This is a genomic window from Clostridium sp. (assembly GCF_050717545.1).
Taxonomy (GTDB): Bacteria; Bacillota; Clostridia; order Clostridiales; family Clostridiaceae; genus Clostridium_AD.
On sequence record NZ_JBOITN010000035.1, the window covers coordinates 100060 to 122466 of the forward strand.

The window sequence follows — 22407 nt, forward strand, 5'->3', positions numbered from 1 at the left end:
TTTCCCCTCCCTACTCTACATATTCTGGTGCAGAATGCTCACTTTCAGTGTACTCACCGTTGGTGTACTCACTTACAGTGTACTCAGCTAGTATTTTATCTACTTGGTCTACTGTAACATGTCCATAAACTTTATCATTTACAGTTACTACTGGTGCAAGACCACAAGCACCAACACACCTTAATGAGCCTAATGTGAATTTACCATCAACAGTAGTTTCACCATTTTTCAACTTTAATACTTTCTCGAATTTTTCAAGTACATCTCCAGAACCACGAACAAAACAAGCTGTTCCCATGCAAACATTTACTACATATTTGCCTCTTGGTTTAATAGTGAAGTAAGAATAGAAAGTAACAACACCATAAACTTTAGAAACTGGGATATTTAATTTTTCTGCTACAAAAGCTTGTACTTCTTGAGGCAAATAGCCAAATAAACCTTGTGCTTTGTGAAGCACTTCGATGAGAGCACCTTCTTTACTTGGAAGGTCATTAACATACTTTTCTAAAATTTTAAAATTCTCGTCATTTGAACAATTAGAACACACTAATATATACCTCCTTTAGGATAAATAATTACTTATCGACGGACTGAAATTAAATTTTACAACTTAACATTGTTAAAAATTAATCTTTTACAAACATATGAATACTAATATAATTATTCAATGGAAGGGTAAGTGAAGACAACGGTTACAATACATGGATATACGTTTAATTTTATTATTTATTTTAATGTAAGTAATAAAATAAATGAACTAAGTTCATTATAATAGAATGTAAGTGAAAAATCTACTAGCATATTAAGTTAATTTTTTATCATTATAGATATTTTTAAATAAAGCTAGCAAAAGTAGAAAAAAATGATTGAAAACGAATAAATTTTTCCGTAAGTATAGGGGATACCATAGGAGGTGGAGGAATTATTAAATACACATATAGAAAAAAATTTTATTAAATAAAAAAATTAAGTTGACTTATTTATTATATAGTATATATTTAAGTATATACTAGTATAAATTACCAGTTGGAAGGGGAGATTTAAATGAAGAAAAAAATGTACATTGATGGAATGAATTGCTCAAGTTGCGTTAGTCATGTGAAGGAAGCATTACTTGATCTTGGTGCTACTAAAGTAAAAGTTGATTTAGAGGAAAAATGTGCAGTAGCTGACTTTGATGATGAAACAACTGATGATGATATCACAGAAGCTATTGAAGAAGTAGGGTATGAAGTTACGGAAGTAGAAGAATATTAATATAAAAAAGCCTACCAATACAAATGGTAGGCTTTTTTTATAAACTGAAAAAAATCTAATTTTGATTTATTTTAGAAATTAAAAGGTTAATTAAAAAAATTCAGTAAAACATTTATTTTCTTATCTTGTATTTCTAAAATAACATAAGAATACCAAGGTTCACGTCTTTTATATGATGGTGAACCTGGATTTATCATTAGGATTTTGTTTTTAGTTAAAACAAGCGGTTGATGAGTGTGTCCAAAGATTATTATATCTACCTTATCATCAATAAATTTATCATAGGCTGTTTGTAAAGTGTTTTTACTATTGCCATGGCCGTGATATAAACCAATTTTATAGCCTTCTATGGATAAAATTTCTTTCTCCTTTAGTATATTTCTGATGGATCCCTTATCATTATTTCCCCATACACCCACAAAATTATTAAACTCTCTTAACTTTGACACTACACTTGGGGAAATATAATCACCTGCATGGATTATCATATCAACTTCTTTAAATAAAGTATCTATTAATCTAAAGAGTTTATCACTATGTTTTTTAGCATGAGTATCGGATAATATTGCAATTTTCATAATTCATCACCTGCTAGTAGTATATTATTTTATATTATGCTTTGATACATAAATATTATGCATTTACCCTGATTTTTCAATATGCAATTTTAATTATATAATATTTCTGTTATAATTATTTTATAATATAAGTAGTATATTAGTAGAATTGTAAAAAATATTTAAGCTTAAATTAAGAGGTAGGAGAGAAAATGGGAGAATCAGAAGATATAGTTTTAATTTATGAGCAAAATGGAATAAATATAAAAAATGAGAAGTCGTTACACTCATCTATTAAGCAGTGGTATATAGAGCCTGGCGACAGATTTGAAGTGAAAGTTGATAAATATGTAATTGATTTAGTAAGAGAAGATTCATTAATTGAAATACAAACAAAGAATTTTAGTGCCATTGCGAATAAATTAAGAAATCTTGTTAAGTATAATAAGGTAATGCTGGTACATCCTATAGCTATCGAGAAATATATAGTGACAACAGATATCACAAATGAAATAATTAGTCGAAGAAAATCACCTAAGAAAGGGAAACTAATGGACTTATTTGATGAACTAATTAGGATTCCAGATTTAATGTCGCAGGAAAATTTTATATTAGAGATTTTAATGACTAAGGAAGAAGAGATAAGATGCAAGGATGGTAAAGGAAGCTGGAGAAGGAAAGGTATAAGTATAAAGGATAGAAAACTTATAGAGGTAACGCAGAAAGTTACGTTTAAAGAAGAAAAGGATTTTCTTGTGTTTTTACCAGATGAATTGCCACTAAAGTTTACTAATAAACAACTAGCAAAAGAATTAAAAGTTACCGTATATAAAGCAAGGAAAATTACTTATTGTTTTAGAAAAATGAATCTTATTTGTCAAGTAGGAAAAATTAAAAATGAACTTATATTTGAGAGGTTGTGAAGAATGGATAACAAACCCAAAGCAATTATACTTATATTAATATCTGCTTTAGCATTTGCTATTATGGGGGCAATGGTAAAACTTGCAGGTGATATTCCATTATTTGAAAAAGTGTTTTATAGAAATCTAACAAGTTTGGGAATTGCATTTATTATGATAAAAAACAAAAACGTGAGTTTCTTTGGAAAAAGGGAAAATCAGAAGTACTTACTTTCTAGATCATTATTAGGGTTATTAGGTGTGATTTTAAGTTTTTATGCCATAAATTATTTAGTATTATCAGATGCAAATATGCTTAACAAAATATCACCATTTTTTGTAACTTTGTTCGCTGTATTCTTTTTAAAGGAGAAACTTTCTAAAATACAGATTCCAGTATTAATTATTGTATTTATTGGTGCGTTACTAATTATTAAACCGCAATTTAGTTTTTCAGTTGTTCCATCAATTGCAGGACTTTTATCTGCTATGTGTGCAGGTGCCACCTATACTATAATTAGATTCTTAAGAGATAGAGAAAAACCTTCGACTATTGTATTTTATTTTTCTTTAGTTTCAGTGGTGGTAATGTTTCCACTTATGATATTTAATTATCAAAAGCCTAATATGATTCAGTTTTTATATTTAATAGGAATAGGGATTTTTGCTGGAATTGCGCAATTTGCTTTAACTAATGCATATAGATATGCACCGGCATCAGAAGTTTCAATTTATATTTATACTAGTATAATATTTTCTGGACTTATAGGATTTGTGATTTGGGGAGAGGTGCCAGATATTTTAAGCATTATGGGATCAGTACTGATTATAGGAGTAGCTATTTTTGCTTTTATCTATAATGAGAAATCAAGTTTAAAGAATACTAATTAGTTTTTATGTACTAAATAGAGTACGTTATACGTATTTAGAATTGTAGGAGGTGGGCACATGAACAGGAAAAAAGTCTACGTAACAAGAAGAATCCCAAATGAGGCTATTAAACTTTTAGAAAAACATTTTGATGTAGAAATAAATCCTCGTGATAGAGTTTTATTAAAGGAAGAACTTTTAGAGAAGGTAAAAGGAAAAGATGCAGTTTTATGCCTTTTATCTGACAATATTGATAAAGATGTATTTGAGGCCGCGGGAGCACGTTGCAAGATATTTGCTAACTACGGCGTGCCCTGCGATAATATTGATATTACTTTTGCAACTCAAAGGGGAGTAATAATTACAAACACTCCCGAGGTCTTAGATGATGCTACAGCAGATCTTGCATGGACACTTCTTATGGTAGTATCTAGAAGAATAATTGCGGCAGATAGGTTTACAAGGAATGGTGCCTTTGAGTCTTGTGATCCTATGATGTTCCTTGGCAAGAAAATTACTGGTACAACACTGGGACTTGTAGGGGCTGGGTCAATTGGGTTTAACTTTGCAAAAAAAGCTAAGGCATTTGATATGAAGGTGTTGTATACTGATATAATAAGAAATTATGAGATGGAAAAAGAATTAGGCGCAATTTATGTTGATAAAGATACATTGTTAAAAGAGGCAGATTTTGTTTCACTACATGTGCCACTTTTGCCTTCTACTACTCACTATATTAGTAATAGAGAATTTTCTATAATGAAAAATACTTCAGTTATTGTTAATACTTGTAGTGGACCCGTAATTGACGAAAAAGCATTAGTTAAAGCCTTAAAGCAAGGGGAGATATGGGGAGCCGGACTTGATGTATTTGAACATGAGCCAAATATTGAGCCCGAGCTTTTAAACATGTACAACGTTGTAATTGTTCCACATATTGCGTCAGCTATAATGGAGACAAGAACAAATATGGGATTAATAGCAGCGCAAAGTATTATTAAAGTGCTTTGTGGTGAAGAACTGGATAGTTGCGTTAATATAGAAGTATTAAAATAATTTATTAATAAAATGCTCCCCTTAAATAAACAGATTTTTGTTTTACAATCTGCTTAATTTAAGGGGAGTTTATTAATTTTATCCTAAGGAGGAGTATTCTATTAAATTTTTTTAATAACAATAATTAGTAATTTTTAAAGTATATAGTTCATACAATATATTTGTAGGGATATATGCTTTTTTCTACATTGATTTTTTGTGTATTGATAAATTTAATATGGGGGGCGGGGATATGCGTGGACTTAGTACATCAAGATAAAGTAAGAGCCATTTTTTCTAAAAATTCCAAAAGGGTTAAAAGTTAGGAATACATATTGAAGATACTAGTCTTGATTAAGGCATATTTATGAAAAATATGGATGAATAGAAGGAGGGTTTTCTATGAATGTAGATTTTCAAAAGGTCCTACAGAAAGCGGAAGAGTACAAAGGGGATATATCTAGGTTTCTTCGCGATATAATTGCTATTCCTAGTGAAAGTTGTAATGAGGCTAGAGTTATTGAAAGAATAAGAGAGGAAATGCAAAAGGTTGGTTTTGACAAGATAGACATAGATAAAATGGGGAACATAATTGGTACCATAGGAAATGGGAAACATATTATTGCTATGGATGCACATATAGATACAGTTGGTATTGGAGATAAAGATTTGTGGCAGTACGACCCATATAAGGGATATGAAGATATGGAAGTTATCATAGGGCGTGGTGGTAGTGATCAAAAGGGTGGTATGGCTTCGATGATTTATGGTGGAAAAATTATTAAAGAACTGGATATGTTAGGTGATTATACTTTACTGATTTCAGGCACAGTGCAAGAGGAAGATTGTGATGGGCTTTGTTGGCAGTATATGATAAATGAAGACAAAATAGAGCCAGAATTTGTTGTGATTACAGAACCGACCTCATGCAATATATATAGGGGACATAGAGGAAGAATGGAGATAAGAGTAGTTACCCATGGACTAAGCTGTCATGGATCTGAGCCAGAGCGAGGAGAAAATGCTATTTATAAAATGGCGCCTATACTCGGTGAGTTAAAAGAACTTAATGAAACTTTACGTTATGATGATTTTCTTGGAAAAGGAACGCTTGCAGTGTCCGAGATATTTTTCACTTCTACATCAAGATGCACGGTGCCTGATAGCTGTACTATATCTATAGATAGAAGACTTACTAATGGAGAAACTTACTTTGACGCCTTAGAGCAAATAAGAAACCTTAGATGCGTTAAAGCTGCGGGTGCTAAGGTTTCTATGTATGATTATGAGAAACCTTCTTATAAGGGAGTTGTTTATCCAACAGCTGCTTATTTTCCAACTTGGGTTTTAGATGCAGATCATCCAGTTTGTGAAACATTAGTTGACTCGTATAAATCCTTATTTAACCAGGAACCTATTGTTGACAAATGGACATTTTCTACAAATGGAGTCTCGATAATGGGTAGATATGAAATACCTTGTATTGGATTTGGGCCAGGGCATGAAGAAGAAGTACATTCCCCAAATGAACGAACCTTTAAGAGTGAGTTAGTAAAGGCAGCAGCTATGTATGCAGTTATTCCTATTTTGTATGTAGACAAAATATCAAAGGATGATTTATAAGCAAAGTTTGTTTAGAGAAAAACTCTTGTTAATAAAGTGAAAAAATATTTACTAATACAGTATATACTAAAGGCTTTATCTAACTAGTTAGATAAAGCCTTTAGTATATGCTGCATAATGGTTGAATCATCTGCTGCGAAGCTGCAAAACACTAGCTCAAATATACAAATCAATGTAGGTTTTTTACTCTATATTAATTATTGTAATAGAATGAGCATCATATTCTATTAATCCATCTTTTCTCATCTTATTTAATTCACGAGAAAGAGAAGGTCTTTGAATTCCAAATTTTTCAGCTAGTTCTTTTTTTGTGTGTTCTAATTTAACTGTATTGCTACTTTGCGAGAAACTTTCATATACTAAAAAATCAATAATACATTGTCTTATAGTTTTCATAGATAGTGATTTGATTTTAGTTGTTAATATTAAAGTTTTGTCTGATATTGATTGGAGGAAATTATTTAGAAAAACTACATTTATTTGACAAAGTTTTAAGATTAAATCTTTTTTTATATGAAGTACTATGGTTTCAGTTTTCGAAATAATGGTCATTGGATAGAAATTTTTATGTGAAAAAAGTAAATTTCCACCAAATACATCACCAATATTAAAATCAGTAATAGTTAATACATTGCCCTTTAAATCAATTTCTTGAACTAAGATAGCTCCTTTTAAAATTATGTCAAAGCGTGTGCATTTTTCGTTTTGAAAATATATCACAGAATTTTTTTTATAGTTTTTGATTTCATATAAATCTTTGGTGAACAAATGGTTTAGATCTTCAAAAGGAAGATCTTTAAATAAATCAATGTTTTTAATTAAAGGTATATAGGTTAGCATAAACTAATTAACTCCTTTTTTAAAATTAGTAACCATGGTAACTGATTTATATTATAAATTAAATTATAATACAGGTAGAGATATTTTGAAAGGGGAAATTATAATGATAGAAAAAAATTATAAATTTAATAAATCTAGTCAAAAAAACGTTGCAAAAGCACCTAATTCTAAGAATTATGTAGGTAACTAGCATGGATATGTTTACTATTATACTTTGGGTTATTACTGGATCGTGGTTTATTTGGTCAATAATTAAAGACAAAATGAGAACGTTAAATTCTATTAAGATGTCAAAAGGCCTTATGGGAAACATGATGGGTGAAATAGTCGGTATACTTTTTCTTATTGGTTTAATATTAACGTTTATTCCCCCAGATACAATAAAGCAATATATGGGTCAATCTAACGCTTTAATATCTACAATTGTATCAGCTTTTGTAGGAAGTATAACGCTAATACCTGCTTTTGTTGCTTTCCCGCTAGTGGGTTCTCTTGTAAGTGCTGGAGCTAACATAGTCCCAGTGGTTGCATTCTTAACAACGCTAACTATGGTGGGTATAGTTACCTTCCCTCTTGAAAAAAGAGAATTTGGTTTAAGGTTTACTATAATAAGGAATTCTTTGAGCTTTATATTTGCAATTATAATTGCTCTATTAATGGGGGTGTTAATGTGAGCTTAATTATAAAAAAGCTTAAAAATAATTTGTTCTTAACTTTAATAGTTACAACTTATATAATGTTAGGAATTCTGATGCCGAGCAAAGCGGTTCAGTCTTTAAATAATAGTTTATATTATATAAAGGAAATGCTTATAATTATGCCAGTTATATTAATACTAACTTCTCTTATTGAAGCCTGGGTTCCTAAGAAATCAATAGAAAAGGCCTTGGGTGAAGGTTCAGGATTTAAAGGGGCTGTATTTTCTTTCTTACTTGGAAGTTTTTCAGCAGGTCCTATATATGCTGCATTTCCAGTTTGTAAAATGCTTTTGAAAAAAGGAGCAAGTGTTTCAAGTATTGTAGTTATACTTAGTACCTGGGCAGTAATTAAAATACCAATGCTTGCCAATGAGGCTAAATTTTTAGGGCCAAAATTCATGGCCACTAGATGGGTTTTAACTACAATCTCAATTTTTATAATGGCCTATATTACTTCGAGGTTAGTAAAAAAAGAGGATATACCAATGGATGACGGTTTAACCAATGAAGAAGAAAGTGAGCTTACTGTAAATGAGCAATATTGTATTGGTTGTGGGCTATGTACAAAAATATCACCCGATACATTTATTATGAAAAATAAAAAAGCAAGGGTTATTAAAAATATATCAAAATTAGAACAAGTTGAAAGTATAAAAGCAACAATAAATAAATGTCCAGCTAAGGCTATTGGATATAAAAAAATAGTATAGTTTCATATAGTGGTGTGATTCATATTATGTATGAATATATTTTTATAGTAAAGGATAAAATAGATTAAAAATCATTTTAACCTTTACTATTTTTACATTATAATTGGCATTTGACATTAACTAATAAAAGGAGTAATATAATAATTGTAAATAGCAAATGCCAATATATATCTAAGATGATTTAGTAAATTTATTATATTAAAATATAAGGAGGAATTATTAATGAGAATAGCAGTTGCAAGTGAAGAAAAGAAAGTAAGTGGACATTTTGGGTATTGTGAGGGTTTTACAATATATGAAGTAGTGGAAGGTAAAACAATAGATAAGAGTTTTACTGCAAATCCGGGACATAAACCAGGATATCTTCCAGTATTTTTAAAAGAATTAAATGTTAATATTATTATTGCAGGAGGAATGGGAGAAACAGCACAAAATTTATTTAATGAAAATGGTATTGAAGTAGTGGTTGGTGCAGAGGGATTTAGTGATGACGCAGTACAAAAATATGTAAGTGGTCAATTAAAATCAACTGGTACTGTTTGCCATGAGCATATACAGTAAGTATAATGTAAATGAAAAAGGATGATTTTATGGATGAAGATTTAAATCATTTTAAGAAACTTTTAAAAAATAATGGTCATGAATTTACGTCTCAAAAGCAATTAATACTTAGAACTATTTTAAATTATAAAACTCATTTAAATGCAAAAGAGATATATGAAAAAATAAAATATAAAAATATAGGCCTTGCTACGGTCTATAGAGCTTTAAAGGTATTTAACGAGCTAGGAATAATAAAAGAAATAAACATTGATGGTATAAGTTATTATGAAATGGAAATATTTAGTGGAAAACCTTTGCATATTCATTTCAAATGTTGTAAGTGTAATAGGATAATTGATTTAGATAGTCAAAGTTTGAATCTTGACTATTTAAAGCTAAATAAAAAAATGGAAAAAGAAAAGGAATTAGAAATATATGATTCCAATATTATATTTGTAGGATTATGTAGTAAATGCAAAGAAGAAATAAAATGTAAAGATCAAGAGAATTTAAAAGAGTAATATAAAAGATGAGAATTGCAAATGGTAATATATATAGGAGATGATTTTGTGGCAGAATGTAATACATGTCCATCAAGTGATGGGTGTTCAAAGGATAAGGAAACTTGTATGATTGAAAATAATCCTCTAAATAATGTGAAGAAAATTATTGGAGTTATGAGTGGTAAAGGTGGAGTTGGTAAATCTTCAATTTCTGTTCTTATTGCAAAACAATTAAAGAAACTTGGATATAGCGTAGGAGTATTAGACGCTGATATAACAGGTCCAAGTGTTCCGAGACTTCTTGGGTTAAAAGGTAAAAGAGCTACTAACAATGAACAAGGAATATTACCTGTTGAAACTTATGATGGTATAAAAGTTATGTCATTAAATTTTTTGACGGAAAAAGAAGATGATCCTGCAATTTGGAGAGGTCCTATGCTTTCGAATGTAGTTAAGCAGTTTTGGACAGATGTCCTTTGGGAAGATCTTGATTACTTAGTAATTGATATGCCTCCAGGAACAAGTGATATTGCGTTAACAGTTATGCAAACTATGCCAATAAATGGTATAGTAATGGTATCTATACCACAGGACCTTGTTTCTATGATAGTATCGAAAGCTGTGAATATGGCAAGAAAGATGAATATTGATGTTTTAGGGGTTATTGAAAATATGAGTTATATAACTTGTCCTGATTGTGGTAAAGCAATAAAACTTTTTGATGGTGAGAATACTAATAAATTTTTAGAGGGAATGGACTTAAAACTTTTAGCAGAGCTTCCTATGTTAAATAGTATAAGTCATTTATCAGAGTGTGGACATGAAGATATAAATGAAAGTCTTGAGCTTATTTTTAAGCCAGTAGTAACAAGTATAGTAAAAGATTTGGAGGAGCAATAATGAGAATAGCGATTTCATCAGCAGGAAAAACTAGTGAAGATTTATTAGATATAGTGTTTGGAAGATGTGAGTTTTTCCAAATTCATGATACAGAAAATGGGGACATTAAGGTTATAGAAAATAAAGGTAAAACAGCTAGTGGTGGAGCAGGAATTGTTGCATCTAATCAATTAGTTGATGAAAATATAGATGTTATAATTACAGGCAACCTTGGACCTAATGCTTTTGAAATTATTGAAAAAGCAGAAATTAAAGCATATAAATGCGGAAACATAGTTATAAGTTCAGCAATTTCAAAGTATAATAATGGTGAACTAGAACAATTAAAAATGTCTGGTCCTGCAAGACATTAAGTAAATATATTTAAATTTTAAACAGCACAAGTTGTATTCAATACATCCTGTGCTTTTGTTTATATATTTACTGCAAATATAAATGCTCTAAATAATATAAACGAGTTATAGAAGGGGGGATTATTATGAAGAAAGTTATGGCGTTGGTACTTGTATTATTTATTGGATTTATTGGATTTATAGGGTTTACAGGATGTGAAAAGGAAATAGTTGGGGGCAAAGCAAATGTAGTAGCTTTAAAGGGCCCTACAGGTATGGGAATGGTAAAACTTATGGAAGATGACGAATTAGGTAAAAGTACTAATGATTATACATTTAACTTGTCAGGTGCACCCGATGAAGTAGTTGGGATGATTACTACAGGTCAAGTAGATATTGCTGCAGTTCCTACGAATTTAGCAGCAACACTTTACAAAAAGACTGAAGGAAAGGTAAAAATTATAGCTAACAATACTTTAGGAGTTTTATATATAGTAACTAATGGAGTAGAAATTACAAAGGTTTCCGATCTTAGAGGGAAAAAAATATATGCAACTGGTCAAGGAACAACTCCAGAGTATGTTTTAAATTATGTGTTGGAACAAAACGGACTAATAGTTGGAAAGGATGTAGAAGTGGAATACAGAGCTGAGCATTCTGAAGTTGCGACTTTAATGGCAGCTGGCGAGATAGAAATCGCATTACTTCCACAACCATTTGTAACATCTGTTTTAATGCAAAATAAAAATGTTAAGATTGCATTAGATATGACAAAGGAATGGAAAAACGTATCTGGTGAAAATCCAAGTGCTCTAGTAATGGGAAGCATTATTGTTCGAACAGAATTCTTAGACAAGAATAAAGAGGTTGTAGATTCATTTTTAAGAGAGTACGATGCGTCAACGGAATATGTTAATAATAATGTTGATGAAAGTGCTACATTAATTGCAAAATTTGATATAATGAAAGCAGCACCAGCAAAGATCGCTATTCCTAAATCTAGTATCACGTATATTGATGGCGGTGAAATGAAGTCAATGACTAGCGGGTTTTTAGAGGTGATATTTAAAGCAAATCCAAAATCTGTAGGGGGAGAATTACCTGATGAAGATTTTTACTATGAGGGTAAAAAGCAAAATAAGTAAATTTGGAATCAAGGCAGGAGTATTATTAATTTGGCTACTTATATGGCAATTAGTTTACCAGTTTGTGGATCAAGAGCTTCTAAATTGTTACACACGTGAAAGCTGAAATAGAATATTTGAGTGCCGATATAGTATATTTGTATTAGGTTAATTAAAAGAAGCACTGAGATTCGTGTAGTCCTCAGTGCTTTAGTTATTTACATAGTAGTTTAATTATTTGTACAGATCTTTTTCTTGTAAATATTCCATTAATAATTTTCCTGTATTGCCTGTAATTTTCAAACAGGTTGTTAAATGGTCTTTGCTTCCAAAAGGGGCTGTATTTAGTATGCGACAACAAGATGCTCCAAATTTTTCTACAAAACAATCATGAAATTCTTGTGCACAGTCGTATGCAGCTTTTTTGTCACCTTCCTTTGAAGTTCTTCCTTTTAACATATTTAGTGCAACAATTGAACTAGACAACGCGCCACAAATACACCCTGCTTGTCCTACACCATTTCCAAACCCTGTTACTAACTTAACCATTGCTGGATCCATATCTGGTGCAAGATATTCCCTAAATGTTAAAAATATTGCCTCTGCACAATTGTTTCCTTCTTTAAAATAATTTCCAGCTTTATTTCTTGCTTCTATTACAAGTTCTTTATTCATTTATATTTCCTCCAATTCATTGTATATTATATGGTTAACATTATGTTTGTTTTTTTATTATTGGCATTTGCTAATTATATATTATACTCGTTTTCTATTATTGTCAAACGTTAATGTAGTGAGTAGTGGTTATTAGAATATTGGTTAAAGGCTGTTGAATTATCAGATAGTACAAATTTATATCCTAATCAATTAAGCGGAGGCATGAAACAAAGAGCCTAAACCTGTTGTTTTTTTACACACTAATTTCCAAGAAACATTTTACACAATCCTATATTTCGCGAAGAAAAAGGTCATCCTACAGTTAAGAAAAATAAGCTAATGATTTGAACTTATAAGACTCAGAACAAAAAATCTAAACAATAATAGGGGTATTGACATATGCCCAAAACAGAGTATAATAAAAGTTGTAAAGGGCATATACCCAAAATAAAAAAGAGGAGATGTTTTTAATGGCTGGAAGAAATGGTACAGGTCCAATGGGAATGGGATCAAGAACAGGAAGAGGAATGGGATTTTGTAATGTTAATAATGGTTTAGGATTAAATGGAGGTTTAGGAGTAAATAGAGGTTTAGGTATGGGAATTGGTTGCAGAGGAGGTTTTGGAGGTAATAGTTTTAATAATACAATGAGTGCTGTAAGTCAAAGTGATTTACTTGCGCAAGAAAAAGCTATTATTGAAAATAGACTTAATACAATAAATAATCAATTGAATACTACGCAAGATGACAAAGAATTATAATCTATATGCTTTATTATTCAACAGACTGTACAATTATTTCATATAGATAATTGTACAGTCTATTGTTTTATTTGAGTAATTGAAGCTTAAACATAAATATAAATGTAATTAGCATTTGACAATAACTGATAATAAGAGTAAAATAAATAGTGAAAGTGGCAAATGCCAATATACATAAGCTTATTTTATAGCTAAGTCATTTATAAGTAGATATAAGTATGGATATGTTAAGAATAAGATGATTTTAAATTGTATTAATTAATGTAATAAAAATATTGGAGGTAAAATAATGAGAATAGTGATTTCATCAACAGGGAAAACAAATGAAGATTTATTAAATACTAGGTTTGGAAGATGTGAATATTTTCAAATTCATGATACGCAAAGTGGTGAAGTTAAAGTTATAGAAAATAAGGGTCAAAATGCCAGTGGTGGAGCAGGGATTCTTGCATCAAACCAAATAATTGATGAAAATATAGATGTTATTATTACAGGAAATCTTGGTCCTAATGCTTTTGAACTTATTGAAAAAGCAGAAATTAAAGCATATAAGTGTGGAAGTATTGTTATAAGCGCAGTACTTGAGAAATACAACAAAGGCGAACTAGAAGAAATACAAATGTCTGGTCCTGCATATCATGGTGGAGGTAAGTAAAATGGAAATAAATATAGCAGTTCTTAGTGGAAAAGGAGGAACAGGTAAAACTACAGTTTCAACTAATCTTGCTCTTGCATTAAAGGCTAATTATATAGATTGCGATGTTGAAGAACCAAATGGCTTCTTATTTTTAAAACCTGAAGTAGATAAAACAGAAAAGGTTATGGTAGAGTACCCGATTATAAATAAAGCTAGTTGTACTTCTTGTGGGGCTTGTGTAAATGCATGCCAATTTAACGCTCTTGCAAAAGTCAAAGATGAAATTTTACTTTTTCCTAAACTATGTCATGGATGTGGAGCTTGTGAACTTGCATGTAATTATAATGCTATAACTTATGATAAAAGACAAACAGGTAAAATTGAAATCGGGAAAGTAAGAGATATAGATTGTAGTAGAGGGATTTTAAATGTATATGAACCTATGGCAGTCCCTGTTATTAGACAATTGCTTAAAAACATATCAGGAGGAGTTAATTTAATTGATTGTCCACCAGGCACTTCTTGTAGTGTAGTAAATGCACTGAAATTTGCGAGTGCAGCAATACTTGTTACAGAACCTTCAGAATTTGGACTTCATGATTTGAAAATGGCTGTAGGAGTAGTAAAAATGTATAATATACCTTTTGGTATAGTTATAAATAAAGATGATGAAAAAGATAATATAATTAAAAGATATTGTAGGGAAGAAAAAATAAATTTATTAGGAACTATTCCTTATAATAAAAATACAGCAATACTTTATTCTAAGGGAGAAATATTATATGATGATCCACATCATAAAGCACTATTTGATAAGCTTTCAAAGGAAGTAAAGGAGGTGATCTCTTGGAGTTAGTGATTTTAAGTGGTAAAGGTGGAACGGGTAAAACTACAATTGCAACAGCACTTGCTGAACTTGCTAAAGATGTAACAAGAATAGATTGTGATGTAGATGCACCTAATCTTTATATGTTTTACAAAGGACAAGATATTGAAAAAAGTGATTTTGTAGGTGGTAAAAAAGCTGTAATAGATGAATCGCTTTGTACTAAGTGTGGTAAATGTGAGACAGTATGTAAATTTGAAGCTATAGAAAATTGTAAGATAGATTTGTTTGCTTGTGAGGGGTGTGGTGCTTGTACACTAGTTTGCCCATGCAATGCTATAAAATTAAAATCAGAAAAAACAGCAGAAACATTTATTACTAAGTTAGATAAAGGTATAATTTCAAGAGCGGAAATGGACATAGGTAGTGATGGTTCAGGATTACTAGTAACTCTTATTAGGAAAAATGGTAAAAAATTTAGTAATAATGAACAATTAACTATATTAGATGGTTCACCAGGTATTGGGTGTCCTGTTATAGCATCAGTTACAGGAAGTGATGCGGTACTCGCTGTTACAGAACCTACAAAATCAGGTCTTGGAGATTTAAAGAGAGTAGTGGAGTTATTACTATGGTTTGTATAAATAAATATGACATAAATGAAGAAGTTTCTAAAGAAATAGAAGATTTTGTTCACGGTAAAGGTTTAAAAATAGTTGGTAAAATTCCATATGATGATGTGGTTATGAAATCTATAAATGAGTTAAAGCCAATTACTTGTTATAAAGAGAGTATAGCTGAAAAAGCTATTGAAGATATGTGGAGTATTATAAAAGACTCATTTAAACTTTAAAAGAATATGTAAAATAAATTTATTAATTAAAATATAGTCGTATTATAATTTTAAAATGGTTAATATAAAAATAAATTGTATAAATAAATTATACAAAATGGAGGAATTAAAATGTTAAAAATTCAAGCGGATATGAAATCTTGTCTTCAACCAATGCCTAAAGTAATAGTTTCTTGTAGAGGTCTTGATGGTAAAAATAATGCATTAGTAGTAGCTTATTGTTGTAATTGTAGTTATAATCCACCAATGATTATGGTAGGTATTGTTCCATCACGATATTCTCATAAAATCGTGAAAGAAACAGGTTCTTTTGTAGTAAATATAGCTACTAAAGATCAGAAAGAAATGTTTGACTATTTGGGTAGTACAAGTGGTAGAGATGAGGATAAATTTGCAAAACTTAATATAAATGTTGAAGAAGGAATAAAGGTTAAAGCACCATTATTAGCAGATTGTCCTATAAATATAGAATGTACGGTAGTAGATTCTATACTTACAGGTTCACATGAAATGTTTGTAGGTAAAATTGAATATATGCATACTGATAAAAATGTAGTTGATGATAAAGGTCATATTGATTACTCTAAAATTGATTTAATTTAACGATATTTTAGCTCCGTGGGAGATGATTTAACGTTATCACAATAATTATTGATATATACCCAAAATGGAGTATAATAGTAAGTATAAAGGGTATATGATCATAATCAAAAGGAGACGATGTTATGTCAAGAAGAGATGGTACAGGTCCAACAGGAATGGGACCAAAAACAGGAAGAGGATTAGGATTATGCAATGTAGCTAAAGTTGCAACTGTAGTTGGAGGATTAGGACTTAAAATGGGTCTTGGAATTAAAAGAGGACTTGGTAATACAAACAATCCTAATAATAAAAAATAAATAATTAAATAATAAACAAGAGGTAGTAATCTACCTCTTGTTTATTATTAATTTTTAATAAATAATATGGTGAATGAAAGAAGGAATTAATCAAATGAGAAATATACATAAATTTAAATGCAAAGGTGATAATTTCGTTTTAGATGTAAGTTCAGGTTCTATTCATGTGGTAGATGATATTATTTATGACATACTTGGTGATGAGGGTGTTGAAAGTAGAAGTAATGTTATAAATAAATATAGAGGGAAATATGAAGAGCACGATTTAAACGAATGCTATGATGAAATAGAGGAACTTATAAAAAATGGGCAATTATATTCAGAGGATGCATATGAGTCTATTGCTAAAGAATTTGAAAAGGAACCCAATTATATAAAAGCTGTATGTCTTAATATAGCGCACGATTGTAACTTGAGATGTAAATATTGTTTTGCTGATGGAGAAGGTTATGATAAGCAAAAGATACTCATGAGCTTTGAGGTTGCTAAAAAAAGCATTGATTTTTTAATTCGAAATTCAGGATCAAGAAAGAATATTGAAGTGGATTTTTTTGGTGGAGAGCCTCTTATGAATATGGAGGTTGTTAAAAAAACCGTTGATTATGCAAGGGGACTTGAAAAACAGAATAATAAAAATTTTAGATTTACAATTACAACAAATGCAACGTTATTAACTCCTAATATTATGGAGTATTTAGATAAAAATATGATAAATATTGTTTTGAGTCTTGATGGTAGAAAAGAAGTACAAGATAACATAAGAACGAAAATTAATGGTGATGGGACTTATGATGATATTCTTCCTAAAATTAAAACTATGGTCGAAATGAGACATAGATCTAAAAAACAATATTATATAAGGGGAACATTTACAGCTCAGAATTTGGATTTTTTTAAAGATATAAAGCATTTTATAGATCTTGGATTTAAAGAGCTTTCAATAGAACCAGTAGTGCTTCCAGCTGATGATGTGCTTTCTATTAAGGGAGAACATTTAGAACAAATATACGATGAATACGATAAAATATTTGATGAACTATTATTACATGATGATGTAATATTTTACCATTTTAATATTGATATTAATGGGGGAGCATGTATTTATAAAAGAATATCAGGTTGTGGAGCTGCTTTTGAATACATAGCAGTAACACCAGAAGGAGATATATATCCTTGTCATCAATTCGTAGGAAATACAGAATTCCTTATGGGAAATGTGTTTGAGGGAATTAAAAATAAAGAAATGCCAAGTGTTTTTAGACAAGCTAATATATATAACAAACCAGATTGTAAAAAATGTTGGGCTAGATTTTATTGTAGTGGAGGTTGTCAAGCTAATAATTTTAATTCAACTGGAAATATAAAAACACCTTATGAAATTGGATGTAAAATGCAAAGCAAAAGAGTTGAATATGCTATTGCATTACAATATTATAGAAATAATAAAAAAGCAAAAAAATTATTAGAAGATAATAAGAACAAGTAATTTAAATGGTAAGTGGAGGAGATATTATGAACGATTCAAAGTTTATATACGGGCCAGTACCATCAAGAAGAATGGGAGAATCTTTAGGAATAAGTCCTATACCAAAAAAAACATGTAATTATTCATGTATATATTGTCAACTTGGAAGAACAGATAAATTATCTAATAAACGTTTAGAATTTTTTTCTGTGTCTGATATTATAGAAGAATTTAAAACTTATTTAAAAAGTGGATCTGAATTTGATGTAGTTACAATAGTCGGTGAGGGTGAACCAACTCTCTATCTAAAACTTGGTGAATTAATAGGCAAAATCAAGGAACTTACGTCTAAACCTGTAGCTGTTATTACAAACGGAGCATTGCTTCATGATAAGACAGTCCTGGATGAATTGTGTGAAGCGGATATTGTACTTCCATCATTAGATGCTTATGATGAAGATACTTTTAAAAGAATAAACAGGCCTTATCCTAAGCTAAACTTTATTAAATGTTATAATGGACTTGTTGAATTTTCAAAGATTTATAAGGGACAATTATGGCTTGAAATAATGCTTATAGATGGAATTAATGATGATAGTGACTCACTTCAAAAATTAAAGCTAATAATTAAAGAAATAAAATATCATAGATTATATATTAATACCCCTGCAAGACCACCAGCTGAGGAATATGTGAAAACTGTTAGTAATGAAAACATGAATATGGCTATAGAAATGTTGGGTGGTATATCTATAGAAAATTTAGTTTCCGTTGGATTTTTTAGCGGAATCAAAGATGATTATCAAGCTATTTTAAGTATTATTAAAAGACATCCAATGAATCAGTTTGAAATTAAAAGTTTTTTAAATTCTAGAAAATGTGAATATATTGATAATATTATTGAAAGATTAAATCTGGATAATACTATAAACCATATAGATTATAAGGGATTTATTACTTATAGATTAAGATAAAACTATTAAAAATAGGTTAGGTAATTTTGAATTGATGGATTAAATAAATGACTATGGTTATAAGATGGAGGTTAAGCATGGACATTAGTTTAGAATGTATTAAGTGTATTTTAAAAAAATACATGTACTATATGATAAGCATGAAATAGACAAAGTTAAAAAAATTAAATTTATGAAAGAAGTAACTAAAATTATATCAATGTCTAAAAGTGGGGATACATCTCCATATTTGAGTGCAAGAATAATGAGACGTTTAGATAGCGAATTAAACCTGGGTGATATTTATTATGAAATAAAAAAAGAGTATAATACACTTTTACTTTCTATGGAAAAAGAAATTTTAAGAATTATTTATGATTCAGATGATAAGCTTCTTACAGCACTTAAATATGCGATGGTTGGAAATTTTATTGATTTTGGAGCTATGGATAAAGTTGATATGGATGAACTTAAAAATTTAATTTATAAGGCCCCAAAACAAAAAAATGATATTGTGGAATATGAGAATTTTGTAAAAGAAATAAGAAATGCTAAACATATAGTATATATTGTTGATAATGCAGGAGAAATCGTTTTTGATAAAATTAATCAAACTTTAGAGGGTGTAGAATGCAGAGTAATAATGGGATAAAGAATTGGTTTAAAATAAATAATACATAAATGCAGGAGGAATTAAAATGCCAAGACCAATAAAATTTAGAAGAGTAGAGTTTTTTCCAGAGGATACTTATTTTGTCCCCTGGGGTAAGCCTAAATGTGAAATTGAAGAAATAGCTTTAAAAGTTGAAGAACTTGAGGCAATGAGGCTTAAGGACATTGAGGAACTAAATCAAGAAGAATGTGGAGAAAAAATGCAAATATCAAGGCAAACTTTTCAAAACATTATAGAAAGTGCAAGAAAAAAGGTGGCTATTGCGTTAACGCAGGGAAAAGCTATAAGGATAAGTGGCGGTAATTATAGAACAATATTTTGTGAATTTAAATGTTCTAATTGCAATAGTATATATGAATTAAATTATGAACAAGACAAACATATTTGTCCTGATTGTGGATCTGATAAAGTTATTTGTGTTAAAAAATCAAAGATTTGTAAAAAATGGTGTAATGATTGTACTTAAGAATTTAAAGTGCTTATAATAAAGTTTTGGAACTTTTATTTTTTTTGCAATTAATATACCTAAAATATAGTATGTTAATTGCAAAGGGTGAAGTTTAATCCATTATTGAAATTATACATAACTATAAAAACATTATTATAGAGGGAGAATGAAGTATGGCAATAAGAAATATTACTAATTATAATAAAGATGTTATATTAAGAAAAAAATCAAAATATGTTATAAAAACCGATAAAAGAATATTACAATTAATAGGTGATATGATTGAAACAATGTATAAAGAAAAGGGCGTTGGGCTTGCTGCACCACAGGTAGGAATATTAAAAAGAGTAATTGTTGTTGACATAGGAGATGGACCTATAAAACTTATAAATCCTGAAATAGTGGGAATAGAAGGTAAACAACAAGATATAGAAGGATGTTTAAGCATTCCAGGAATAACAGGGGGGGTTGAACGCCCATATAAAGTAAAGGTTAAAGCTATGAATGAAGTTAATGAAAATGTAGAAATTGATGCTACGGGATTGCTTGCTAGGGCTTTTTGTCATGAAATTGACCATCTTAATGGCGTTTTATTCATTGATAAGGCTATTTTAGATACAGTTGTGAATACAAAATTTTAGGGACGCAATTTTTACAATAGATATAATAATATGGAGGAGATTAAATTATGGCAAGACCTAAGAAATGGAGAAGAGTTTGTATATTGCCTGAAATTATAAAATTTGGTCCTTTAGATTTATTGGAAACAGTAAATGAATCAATAATTATGACAGTAGAGGAATATGAAACTATAAGGTTAATAGATTTAGAAGGTTTAAATCAAGAGCAAAGTGCAAATGTAATGGGAGTTGCACGTTCTACATTACAAAGAACATATGATGATGCTCGCAAAAAAATAGCGGATATTTTAGTAAACGGTAAAATATTAAAAATAGAAGGTGGCGATTATAAGCTATGCAGTGATTTTAACGACAGAGAAAATTGTGAAGATTGTATTTGTTGTAGACATAGGCATGGTAGAAACAACAAAGGTTAAGGTATCTTTTAAATAATATTTAATAAATGAAAGTGGAGGTTTAAAATGAATTTTAAAATAACAACTTTAATTGAAGATAATCCAAGTGCTGATAAAAGATTATACAATGAACATGGTTTGTCGCTTTACATGGAAATTGATGGGAATAAGATATTATTTGATACTGGTAAGAGCGGGGACTTTATTAAAAATGCTGAAACACTAAATATTGATTTAAATAAATTAGATTACGTTATTATAAGTCATGGGCATTATGACCACAGCGGAGGAGTTAGAAAGTTTGTTGAGGAAACTTCAAATTCATATAAATTAATTGTAGGAGAAGGTTTTTTTAATAGAAAGTATGGAATAATAGAAGGAGATAATTACAAGTATCTTGGTAATTCTTTTGAAAAGGAGTATATTTATAAAAATAATATTGCAATAAAATATATTAAAAAAGATATATATTATATTACTGAAAATATAATGGTATTTACTAATTTTAAAAGAAATAATAATTTTGAATTATCTAATAAAAGATTTCAAATCAAACAAAATGAAAAGTATATTTTAGATGATTTTTCTGATGAAATAGTATTGGTATTAAAGGGTAAGCGTGGTTTATTTGTTGTTGTAGGATGTTCCCATGTAGGGATAGTTAATATATTAGAAACTATTATAGAACGTACAGATATGCCAATATATGGTGTTATTGGGGGAACTCATTTAGTAGAAGCAGATGAGCAAAGACTAAATAAAACAATTGATTTTTTGAAGGAAAAAGATATAAAAATCATAGGGGTATCTCATTGTACGGGAGAAAAAGCAGCTGAAGAACTAAAACGACAATTCGGGAAAAAATTTTTATACAATAATACAGGTAACATAATAGAAATGCAGGAGGACTAAAAATTATTATTTTTCAAAAAGAGATTATTGGCATTTGACATTAACTAATAAAAGGAGTAATATAATAATTGTAAATAGCAAATGCCAATATACATCTAAGATGATTTAGTAAATTTATTATATTAAAATATAAGGAGGAATTATTAATGAGAATAGCAGTTGCAAGTGAAGAAAAGAAAGTAAGTGGACATTTTGGGTATTGTGAGGGTTTTACAATATATGAAGTAGTGGAAGGTAAAACAATAGATAAGAGTTTTACTGCAAATCCGGGACATAAACCAGGATATCTTCCAGTATTTTTGAAAGAATTAAATGTTAATATTATTATTGCAGGAGGAATGGGAGAAACAGCACAAAATTTATTTAATGAAAATGGTATTGAAGTAGTGG

At 29.6% G+C, this 22407-nt stretch carries 29 protein-coding genes and 1 pseudogene; 26 read left to right on the forward strand and 4 right to left on the reverse strand.

Features of this window, described 5'->3' with window-relative positions:
* Nucleotides 1-10: 10 nt before the first annotated feature.
* Entirely contained in the window at nt 11-550 is a 540-nt protein-coding gene (locus tag ACREVX_RS11945; protein ID WP_431544409.1) for an NADH-quinone oxidoreductase subunit NuoE family protein, read from the reverse strand.
* Nucleotides 551-1047: 497 nt separating this feature from the next.
* Between ACREVX_RS11945 and ACREVX_RS11950 the strand changes: the two genes are divergently transcribed.
* Nucleotides 1048-1260 (forward strand): heavy-metal-associated domain-containing protein, encoded by a 213-nt coding sequence (locus ACREVX_RS11950; protein ID WP_431544410.1) that lies wholly within the window; start codon nt 1048-1050, stop codon nt 1258-1260.
* Between the two features lie 86 nt (nt 1261-1346).
* Here the strand turns inward: ACREVX_RS11950 and ACREVX_RS11955 are convergent, their stop codons facing one another.
* Entirely contained in the window at nt 1347-1838 is a 492-nt protein-coding gene (locus ACREVX_RS11955) for a metallophosphoesterase family protein (protein ID WP_431544411.1), read from the reverse strand.
* Between the two features lie 191 nt (nt 1839-2029).
* Between ACREVX_RS11955 and ACREVX_RS11960 the strand changes: the two genes are divergently transcribed.
* The 4 genes from ACREVX_RS11960 to ACREVX_RS11975 all read left to right on the forward strand — a co-directional run bounded on the left by ACREVX_RS11960 (nt 2030) and on the right by ACREVX_RS11975 (nt 6247).
* On the forward strand, nt 2030-2740 hold the full coding sequence (locus ACREVX_RS11960) for a DUF8091 domain-containing protein (protein WP_431544412.1): 711 nt from the start codon (nt 2030-2032) through the stop codon (nt 2738-2740).
* A gap of 3 nt (nt 2741-2743) precedes the next feature.
* Complete coding sequence (locus tag ACREVX_RS11965) at nt 2744-3610, forward strand: DMT family transporter (protein ID WP_431544413.1); 867 nt, start codon at nt 2744-2746, stop codon at nt 3608-3610.
* 57 nt (nt 3611-3667) lie between these two features.
* A complete protein-coding gene (locus ACREVX_RS11970) occupies nt 3668-4645 on the forward strand; it encodes a 2-hydroxyacid dehydrogenase (protein WP_431544414.1) in 978 nt (325 codons plus the stop codon).
* A 381-nt stretch (nt 4646-5026) separates the two neighbouring features.
* Nucleotides 5027-6247 (forward strand): YgeY family selenium metabolism-linked hydrolase, encoded by a 1221-nt coding sequence (locus ACREVX_RS11975; protein WP_431544415.1) that lies wholly within the window; start codon nt 5027-5029, stop codon nt 6245-6247.
* A gap of 183 nt (nt 6248-6430) precedes the next feature.
* On the opposite strand, the gene ACREVX_RS11980 is transcribed toward ACREVX_RS11975, so the two are convergent.
* Complete coding sequence (locus tag ACREVX_RS11980) at nt 6431-7087, reverse strand: Crp/Fnr family transcriptional regulator (protein WP_431544416.1); 657 nt, start codon at nt 7085-7087, stop codon at nt 6431-6433.
* A gap of 191 nt (nt 7088-7278) precedes the next feature.
* On the opposite strand from ACREVX_RS11980, the gene ACREVX_RS11985 reads away from it, so the two are divergent.
* From ACREVX_RS11985 to ACREVX_RS12015, 7 genes are all read left to right on the forward strand, one after another.
* On the forward strand, nt 7279-7761 hold the full coding sequence (locus ACREVX_RS11985) for a permease (protein WP_431544417.1): 483 nt from the start codon (nt 7279-7281) through the stop codon (nt 7759-7761).
* Nucleotides 7758-8495 carry a permease gene (locus tag ACREVX_RS11990; protein ID WP_431544418.1) on the forward strand — a complete coding sequence of 246 codons (738 nt, stop codon included), beginning with the start codon at nt 7758-7760 and terminating at the stop codon, nt 8493-8495. Before ACREVX_RS11985 ends, ACREVX_RS11990 begins: the two co-directional genes overlap by 4 nt.
* 222 nt (nt 8496-8717) lie before the next feature.
* A complete protein-coding gene (locus tag ACREVX_RS11995; protein ID WP_431544419.1) occupies nt 8718-9056 on the forward strand; it encodes a NifB/NifX family molybdenum-iron cluster-binding protein in 339 nt (112 codons plus the stop codon).
* Nucleotides 9057-9085: 29 nt separating this feature from the next.
* On the forward strand, nt 9086-9559 hold the full coding sequence (locus ACREVX_RS12000; RefSeq protein WP_431544439.1) for a Fur family transcriptional regulator: 474 nt from the start codon (nt 9086-9088) through the stop codon (nt 9557-9559).
* Between the two features lie 48 nt (nt 9560-9607).
* Nucleotides 9608-10441, forward strand: coding sequence for an Mrp/NBP35 family ATP-binding protein (locus ACREVX_RS12005; protein ID WP_431544420.1), 834 nt, complete (start codon nt 9608-9610; stop codon nt 10439-10441).
* On the forward strand, nt 10441-10794 hold the full coding sequence (locus ACREVX_RS12010; RefSeq protein WP_431544421.1) for a NifB/NifX family molybdenum-iron cluster-binding protein: 354 nt from the start codon (nt 10441-10443) through the stop codon (nt 10792-10794). Before ACREVX_RS12005 ends, ACREVX_RS12010 begins: the two co-directional genes overlap by 1 nt.
* A 125-nt stretch (nt 10795-10919) precedes the next feature.
* A complete protein-coding gene (locus ACREVX_RS12015) occupies nt 10920-11918 on the forward strand; it encodes an ABC transporter substrate-binding protein (RefSeq protein WP_431544422.1) in 999 nt (332 codons plus the stop codon).
* A 213-nt stretch (nt 11919-12131) separates the two neighbouring features.
* On the opposite strand, the gene ACREVX_RS12020 is transcribed toward ACREVX_RS12015, so the two are convergent.
* Nucleotides 12132-12572, reverse strand: a complete 441-nt coding sequence (locus ACREVX_RS12020; RefSeq protein ID WP_431544423.1) for a C-GCAxxG-C-C family (seleno)protein — start codon at nt 12570-12572, stop codon at nt 12132-12134.
* A 452-nt stretch (nt 12573-13024) separates the two neighbouring features.
* On the opposite strand from ACREVX_RS12020, the gene ACREVX_RS12025 reads away from it, so the two are divergent.
* From ACREVX_RS12025 to ACREVX_RS12090, 14 genes and pseudogenes are all read left to right on the forward strand, one after another.
* A complete protein-coding gene (locus ACREVX_RS12025; protein ID WP_431544424.1) occupies nt 13025-13315 on the forward strand; it encodes a DUF5320 domain-containing protein in 291 nt (96 codons plus the stop codon).
* Nucleotides 13316-13604: 289 nt separating this feature from the next.
* Nucleotides 13605-13970 carry a NifB/NifX family molybdenum-iron cluster-binding protein gene (locus tag ACREVX_RS12030; protein WP_431544425.1) on the forward strand — a complete coding sequence of 122 codons (366 nt, stop codon included), beginning with the start codon at nt 13605-13607 and terminating at the stop codon, nt 13968-13970.
* Between the two features lie 7 nt (nt 13971-13977).
* Nucleotides 13978-14808, forward strand: coding sequence for a P-loop NTPase (locus ACREVX_RS12035; RefSeq protein WP_431544440.1), 831 nt, complete (start codon nt 13978-13980; stop codon nt 14806-14808).
* Nucleotides 14799-15631 (forward strand): annotated as a pseudogene (locus ACREVX_RS12040) (ATP-binding protein). The gene ACREVX_RS12035 and the pseudogene ACREVX_RS12040 overlap by 10 nt, the downstream one beginning before the upstream one ends.
* Nucleotides 15632-15742: 111 nt before the next feature.
* Entirely contained in the window at nt 15743-16234 is a 492-nt protein-coding gene (locus ACREVX_RS12045) for a flavin reductase family protein (protein WP_431544426.1), read from the forward strand.
* 122 nt (nt 16235-16356) lie between these two features.
* On the forward strand, nt 16357-16530 hold the full coding sequence (locus ACREVX_RS12050) for a DUF5320 domain-containing protein (protein WP_431544427.1): 174 nt from the start codon (nt 16357-16359) through the stop codon (nt 16528-16530).
* Nucleotides 16531-16624: 94 nt separating this feature from the next.
* A complete protein-coding gene (scfB, locus tag ACREVX_RS12055; RefSeq protein ID WP_431544428.1) occupies nt 16625-18016 on the forward strand; it encodes a thioether cross-link-forming SCIFF peptide maturase in 1392 nt (463 codons plus the stop codon).
* 26 nt (nt 18017-18042) lie between these two features.
* On the forward strand, nt 18043-18969 hold the full coding sequence (locus tag ACREVX_RS12060; protein ID WP_431544429.1) for a radical SAM protein: 927 nt from the start codon (nt 18043-18045) through the stop codon (nt 18967-18969).
* A 103-nt stretch (nt 18970-19072) separates the two neighbouring features.
* Nucleotides 19073-19600: an ARMT1-like domain-containing protein gene (locus tag ACREVX_RS12065; RefSeq protein WP_431544430.1), complete on the forward strand. Its 528-nt coding sequence runs from the start codon at nt 19073-19075 to the stop codon at nt 19598-19600.
* A 46-nt stretch (nt 19601-19646) separates the two neighbouring features.
* On the forward strand, nt 19647-20087 hold the full coding sequence (locus ACREVX_RS12070) for a DUF134 domain-containing protein (RefSeq protein WP_431544431.1): 441 nt from the start codon (nt 19647-19649) through the stop codon (nt 20085-20087).
* Between the two features lie 155 nt (nt 20088-20242).
* Nucleotides 20243-20710: a peptide deformylase gene (gene def / locus ACREVX_RS12075; protein ID WP_431544432.1), complete on the forward strand. Its 468-nt coding sequence runs from the start codon at nt 20243-20245 to the stop codon at nt 20708-20710.
* Nucleotides 20711-20757: 47 nt separating this feature from the next.
* Complete coding sequence (locus ACREVX_RS12080) at nt 20758-21126, forward strand: DUF134 domain-containing protein (protein WP_431544433.1); 369 nt, start codon at nt 20758-20760, stop codon at nt 21124-21126.
* A gap of 45 nt (nt 21127-21171) precedes the next feature.
* Nucleotides 21172-22017 carry an MBL fold metallo-hydrolase gene (locus ACREVX_RS12085; RefSeq protein ID WP_431544434.1) on the forward strand — a complete coding sequence of 282 codons (846 nt, stop codon included), beginning with the start codon at nt 21172-21174 and terminating at the stop codon, nt 22015-22017.
* A 146-nt stretch (nt 22018-22163) separates the two neighbouring features.
* Nucleotides 22164-22407, forward strand: a 244-nt coding sequence (locus ACREVX_RS12090) for a NifB/NifX family molybdenum-iron cluster-binding protein (RefSeq protein ID WP_431544435.1), incomplete at its 3' end; no start/stop codon positions are given.